6 protein-coding genes and 1 tRNA gene are annotated in these 6,443 nt (G+C 46.5%); 5 read left to right on the top strand and 2 right to left on the bottom strand.

Translation table 11 applies throughout. The annotated features are described in order from the left end of the window. Window positions 1-32: 32 nt before the first annotated feature. The 3 genes from grpE to ACTHUT_RS12440 all read left to right on the top strand — a co-directional run bounded on the left by grpE (window position 33) and on the right by ACTHUT_RS12440 (window position 3,311). Complete coding sequence (grpE, locus tag ACTHUT_RS12450) at window positions 33-593, top strand: nucleotide exchange factor GrpE (protein WP_440418850.1); 561 nt, start codon at window positions 33-35, stop codon at window positions 591-593. Window positions 594-894: 301 nt separating this feature from the next. Then, the gene (gene dnaK / locus ACTHUT_RS12445; RefSeq protein WP_440418849.1) at window positions 895-2,826 is read left to right on the top strand and encodes a molecular chaperone DnaK; all 1,932 of its coding nucleotides are present in this window, start codon (window positions 895-897) and stop codon (window positions 2,824-2,826) included. 266 nt (window positions 2,827-3,092) lie between these two features. Next, entirely contained in the window at window positions 3,093-3,311 is a 219-nt protein-coding gene (locus ACTHUT_RS12440) for a hypothetical protein (protein WP_440418848.1), read from the top strand. 73 nt (window positions 3,312-3,384) lie between these two features. Here the strand turns inward: ACTHUT_RS12440 and ACTHUT_RS12435 are convergent, their stop codons facing one another. Together ACTHUT_RS12435 and ACTHUT_RS12430 are read right to left on the bottom strand one after the other, a co-directional pair. After that, complete coding sequence (locus ACTHUT_RS12435) at window positions 3,385-4,725, bottom strand: DUF2868 domain-containing protein (RefSeq protein WP_440418847.1); 1,341 nt, start codon at window positions 4,723-4,725, stop codon at window positions 3,385-3,387. Between the two features lie 163 nt (window positions 4,726-4,888). Next, window positions 4,889-4,973: transfer RNA gene (locus tag ACTHUT_RS12430), tRNA-Leu, on the bottom strand. A 161-nt stretch (window positions 4,974-5,134) separates the two neighbouring features. Here ACTHUT_RS12430 and ACTHUT_RS12425 point away from each other — a divergent pair. Both ACTHUT_RS12425 and ribA read left to right on the top strand, forming a co-directional pair. Further along, entirely contained in the window at window positions 5,135-5,800 is a 666-nt protein-coding gene (locus ACTHUT_RS12425) for a hypothetical protein (protein ID WP_440418846.1), read from the top strand. After that, window positions 5,793-6,386 (top strand): GTP cyclohydrolase II, encoded by a 594-nt coding sequence (gene ribA / locus ACTHUT_RS12420; RefSeq protein ID WP_063068903.1) that lies wholly within the window; start codon window positions 5,793-5,795, stop codon window positions 6,384-6,386. Before ACTHUT_RS12425 ends, ribA begins: the two co-directional genes overlap by 8 nt. Window positions 6,387-6,443: the final 57 nt, after the last annotated feature.

The following is a 6,443-nucleotide window of genomic DNA, read 5'->3' as shown; positions in this document are numbered from 1 at the left end:
TATGAAACATCGAATATCAACACGCTAAAAGGATGTCAGAAATGACGGAGCATAACGAACAACATCAACACGAAGCAGAAGAAGCGGCAGCCGTAGAAACTGCCGAAACCGTTGAAACCGAACAAGCAGAACCGACTTACGAAGAGCTTCAGGCGCGTATTGCCGAGTTGGAAGGCCAGCTCAAAGACAGCGAGCTGCGCGGTTTGGCAAACGAGCAAAACCTGCGCCGCCGCCATCAGCAAGAAATTGCCGATACCCATAAATTCGCCGGACAAAAATTTGCGGCAGAAATGCTGCCTGTCAAAGACTACCTTGAAATGGCGCTGCTCGACCAAAGCGGTAATTTTGATGCCCTGAAAATGGGTGTGCAAATGACTTTAAACGAATTGCAAAAAGCGTTTGATGCCACCCATATTAAAGAAATCAATCCTCAGGCAGGCGAGAAACTTGACCCGCATTGCCACCAAGCGATGCAGGCAGTCGTCAGCGAGCAAGATCCGAACACCATCGTCAGCGTGATGAAAAAAGGCTACACATTATCTGACCGCGTTTTGCGTCCTGCGATGGTTGTCGTGGCGAAAAAAGAAGATTGAAGGCACCGCTTGATAAAGTTTATCAAGCATAAAATCTTCAGACGGCCTTATCCGGTTTCAAAGCCCGATGTTCCGCTATTGGAAAATCATTCCGATAAACCGGAATCGGAAAATTAAAACCAGCCGTCTGAAAAAAGAATAAACGGCTTGTGGATAAATAAATCAAGTAATTGAATTTAATTTAAAAAAAAATTTAAATTAGGCCTTGAAAAAAAAATGAAGTAACCTTATTTACAAGCCATCGGAACGAAATGTTCCACAGGATTATTAATTAAGAAAAGTTTATTAGGAGCAACATAATATGGCAAAAGTAATCGGTATTGACTTAGGTACAACCAACTCTTGTTTGGCCATTTCTGAAAACGGTCAAACTAAAGTGATCGAAAATGCAGAAGGTGCACGCACCACTCCTTCCGTTATCGCTTATCTGGACGGCGGCGAAGTCCTCGTTGGCGCACCCGCCAAACGCCAAGCCGTAACCAACGCTAAAAACACCATCTACGCTGTAAAACGTTTGATCGGTCATAAATTTGAAGACAAAGAAGTTCAACGCGACATCGAATCCATGCCTTTCGAAATCATCAAAGCCAACAACGGCGACGCATGGGTGAAAGCGCAAGGCAAAGAGCTGTCTCCGCCGCAAGTTTCCGCAGAAGTCCTGCGTAAAATGAAAGAAGCCGCCGAAGCTTACTTGGGCGAAAAAGTAACCGAAGCCGTGATTACCGTTCCGGCCTACTTCAACGACAGCCAACGTCAAGCCACCAAAGACGCAGGCCGCATCGCAGGTTTGGAAGTAAAACGTATCATCAACGAACCAACCGCAGCCGCTTTGGCATTCGGTATGGACAAAGGCGACAACAAAGACCGCAAAGTAGCCGTATATGACTTGGGTGGCGGTACTTTTGATATCTCTATCATCGAAATTGCCAACCTCGACGGCGACAAACAGTTTGAAGTATTGGCTACCAACGGCGATACTTTCTTGGGCGGTGAAGACTTCGACCAACGCTTGATCGACTACATCATTGATGAGTTCAAAAAAGAACAAGGCATTGATTTGAAACAAGACGTAATGGCTCTGCAACGTCTGAAAGAAGCTGCCGAAAAAGCCAAAATCGAATTGTCCAGCGGTCAGCAAACTGAAATCAACCTGCCATACATCACTATGGACGCAACAGGTCCTAAACACTTGGCCATGAAAATTACCCGTGCCAAATTTGAAAGCCTGGTTGAAGACTTGATCCAACGTTCTATCGAGCCTTGTAAAGTCGCATTGAAAGATGCCGGCTTGAGCACCAGCGATATCGACGACGTAATTTTGGTCGGTGGTCAAAGCCGTATGCCGAAAGTACAAGAAGCCGTTAAAGCCTTCTTCGGTAAAGAGCCTCGTAAAGACGTGAACCCTGACGAAGCTGTTGCCGTAGGTGCAGCGATTCAAGGCGAAGTATTGAGCGGCGGCCGTAGCGACGTATTGTTGCTGGACGTAACTCCTCTGTCTTTGGGTATCGAAACCATGGGCGGCGTGATGACCAAGCTGATTCAAAAGAACACTACTATTCCGACTAAAGCGTCTCAAGTGTTCTCTACTGCCGAAGACAACCAAAGCGCAGTAACCATCCATGTACTGCAAGGCGAACGCGAACGCGCTTCTGCCAATAAATCTTTGGGTCAGTTCAATTTGACCGACATCGCACCTGCACCACGCGGTATGCCGCAAATTGAAGTTACTTTCGACATTGACGCCAATGGTATCTTGCACGTTTCTGCTAAAGACAAAGGTACAGGCAAAGCGGCCAACATTACCATCCAAGGTTCTTCAGGTTTGAGCGAAGAAGAAATCGAACGCATGGTGAAAGATGCCGAAGCCAACGCTGAAGAAGATAAAAAACTGACTGAATTGGTCGCTTCTCGCAACCAAGCCGAAGCCCTGATTCACTCTGTGAAAAAATCTCTGGCTGATTACGGCGACAAACTCGACGCTGACGAGAAAGAAAAAATCGAAGCTGCGTTGAAAGAAGCTGAAGAAGCAGTTAAAGGCGACGACAAAGCCGCCATCGATGCCAAAGCCGAAGCACTGGGCACAGCCAGCCAAAAACTGGGCGAAATGGTTTACGCGCAAGCGCAAGCCGAAGCCCAAGCAGGCGAAAGCGCACAAGCCGAGCCGTCTTCCGCCAAGAAGGACGATGACGTGGTAGATGCCGACTTTGAAGAAGTAAAAGACGACAAGAAATAATTGATGCCGTCTGAAAAAAGCGCGAATCGAAAGGTTCGCGCTTTTTGTCGTTTGGGAAATGTGTAAAGACGCTTTGTCAAAATTGACAGTAAACTTTCAAAACTTGCTACATCATCGTGTCGCCATACTTCTATTGCCGAATTTTGAACAGATTTCGCTGAATGCTGACAGTAGCTGACAGTCAAAGCCATTAATATTTGTCCATCGCTTGAGTGCGAATAAATTCTTATTTTTACCTCAAATCAACCCCTTGAAAGAAGATAAATATGAAAAAACTGATTCAAATGACCTCTTTGATGGTTGCGGCTGCCGGTTTGGTATTGGCTCCTGTCGCTTTTGCACACGGCAAACACGAAATGCATCCGAAACAAGAACGTATGCACAAAAAAGCCAAACCGCAAAAAATGAAAAAACCTGCACCTAAAGCCAAACGCCATGCAGCCAAGCCTAAACATCATCAAGAGCATCGCCACGAACATCATTAAGATGAATCCTCAACAATAAATAAGGCCGTCTGAAACCCAAACATCAGGTTTCAGACGGCCTTTAGTTTATCTGTCAAATAGAGGTTTGCCGTTTTTCTTGTGCCAAACGGGTCGGCTCCAACCAGGCAATGTTTCTTTCTGCCAGTGCATCGCGCCAATAGTTCAGCTTGGTATCCAAATCTTCAGAGAAGCTGTCTTGATTCAAAAGCTGAATGATTACGCCGCCATCCGTAGCTTCGGCCAAGCGGCTGATTTGACGCAAAATGCCGCGATCGGGAACAGTTTGCGTGCGTACGCCGATGAGAAGTTGCGCCGGAGTTTGTTTCAATTCGGCTTCTAATTGTTCCAAATCTTTTCTGCCGGCGGCCACGCCTTTGTCTATCCACTCTTGCGCCAAAATGCCGGAAAACCAAAGCGGCTCAGGCCATTCCGTTTCCAGTGTAACGGCCCATTTGGGCGCATTATTCAGCGTAATTTTGGATGAAACGGGAACGATGTTTTCCTGAAAATCATCGGCATCGACAATCTTCGTTTGCCATGTGCGGAGGATGTTTTGATAGTAGGGCTGATTCAAATCCAAACGTCCGCGAAGGGTTTTTAAAGTAATCTTGCAAGCCAGCCAAGCAATTAAGCGCGGCAGAATGCCATAGCAGATAATGCTGCCGATGAGTAAACCCGCCCAAGCGCGTGCATCTTCGATATGATTGTTCAGACGGCCTGCAATTACGGCCTGACTGTCGGGAACAGGAAAGCCCAAACGTTCCGGAAGCCATGACAAAGCTTCAACTGTTTTCACCAATGCCGTATTGCTTAAAAGCGTACTTTCCCAGTTGAACGTATATTGACGCACCAAAAGCAGCAGCAAAACAGAAACCAACATTCCCGACAGCGTGCAAAGCCACAGGCCGTGTGAAGTTGCACCAATCAGCCAACGTGTTTGCGGTTTACGCCATTCATCCACATAAAGCCGCAAAATTGCCTGATTGACCGGATCTTTGCCTCGGAACCAAGTTGCCGGACTGCTGATAAAGTGCACATTTTTCAAACGAAGGAATAAAGTCGCCAGCCACACCAGCAGCATGACTGTATTCATGCCCAAAATCCCGGCCAATACCAGAAAAAAGTTCAGCCCCTGATTGTCCATCAAAAGATAAGTGCTGGAAAAACCGACCGTAAACAACAATGTCGCCGCAACAATCCAAAGCCAAAACGAGCCTGTTTCCACCTGTTGCAACACATATTTTAAATGCTGGTCGCGGTCAATGATTTGGGCGCGGCGTATCAGTTTTTCCTCGTTGCCGCCATCAATATGTCGCAACGCTTCCGTCGCCTGAACAGGATCTCCCGGAAAAATATAGGCACGTTCTTCAAGAATACGGACCAATTCGACAAGTTTTTGCGATGGATTCAACATAAATGATAGGCCGTCTGAAAGATAAAATGGAAACGTCTGTTATACCCCCAAATAAACCCCTTTTTTGCAAAGGTCAAAAAATTAAAAGCAGTTTTGATTTTGAATAGGGTATATAGTGGAATAGATGTAAAAAAAGCAGCCCGAAAGCTGCTCATTTTGAGTATGGTGCGGACGGAGAGACTCGAACTCTCACACCTCGCGGCGCCAGAACCTAAATCTGGTGCGTCTACCAATTTCGCCACGTCCGCACTAATTTGAATCGTGGATTATACACAAGATTAATGGTGGCGCAAAGTCTTGTTTGCTTGAATTTTTCGGTTTATCCCTTATATAATGTTTTATTCCGGCCGTCTGAAAGCAGGGTTTGTTTTCAGACGGCCTCAACTTTACTATTGGTGAGGAAGGGCAGATGCCTGCTTTATTGATTAAAGATTTCTTGCAGACGCAAGGTTTGAAGTTGTCTGCGGATGATATACATGTTGCTTATTTGACTGCTCAGGCTGTGATTAAAATGGGCAATGCTTCGGTTGAGCGTTCGATTTTGTGGCCGTCTGAAGACGGTTGGCAGTTGGCGGATTATGTTGATGCCGAACATGAATTGTTGCTGAAACAGATTTTTATGGCTTTGGATTCGGTTGCCGAGCGCACCGAGCATTTGAAAAGTGCGGCGGTTTATACAGCGTTTCCGAAAGATGGCGCGTTGTCGCTGGTTCGACTGAGCCGTTGGGGCATGCCATTGGAAAATGTGATTCCAATCGACGAGCAGACCGGACAGGCTTTTTTGGCTGTGCGTACGGCGCAAAGCGGTTGGATGAATGTTTGTCAGAATGTGGCGTATTGGCAGGAAATTGGTGAATTGTCGGCCGAACGCAATCATCCCGGTTTGAGTCAGATTTCTGTTCCTGTCTGTATGCCCAGCGGTGCGGTCTTGGGTGTAGTGCATGCTGAGTTTGATGTCAAAGACGGCGCGCCCGACGAAGTATTGGTGGCTTGGATTGCCCTTGCCTTGGCTCTGTCGGATTCTTTGAAAAATCTGTTGGGTGTAGCTGAAAACGAGGAAGCGGAAAATGAGTAACGCCTTGAAGTTTGTCGCGTCATGCCGTTTGCCTACGGAATGGGGTGAATTTACCATGCACGGCTTTGAAGAAGAGGGCGGTCAGGAGCATGTCGCATTGACGATGGGCGATGTTTCAGACGGCCTGCCTGTGTTGTCGCGTATCCATTCAGAGTGTTTGACCGGCGATGCTTTATTTTCGGTGAAATGTGATTGCGGCCCTCAACTTCAAGCAGCGATGCAGGCCGTTCAGAAAGAAGGGCGTGGCGTTATCGTATATTTGCGCCAAGAAGGTAGGGGCATTGGTTTGATAAACAAAATCCGTGCTTATCGTCTGCAAGATCAGGGCTTGGATACGGTCGAGGCCAATGTAGCGCTCGGCCTTCCTGTTGATGCGCGCGACTTCACTTTAGCCAAGCAGATTTATGATTATCTGCATATTCGTGAAGTCAAGTTGTTGACCAATAATCCTGAAAAAATCCAAACGTTGAAAGATTCCGGCATTAATGTGGTCGAACGGATTGCATTACATGTCGGCGAAAATGTGGAAAATGAACGTTATCTGCATACTAAAGCGGATAAATTGGGACATTTGATTTTTGATTGATAGATAGGCATAACGGTGTTTTTTCGGTTAAATAAAATATTCTACATTCTTTCAATG

The organism is Neisseria sp. P0022.S010, assembly GCF_051956635.1.
The sequence above is the reverse complement of the archived record's forward strand: the minus strand, read 5'-3'. Positions and strand labels throughout refer to the sequence as shown.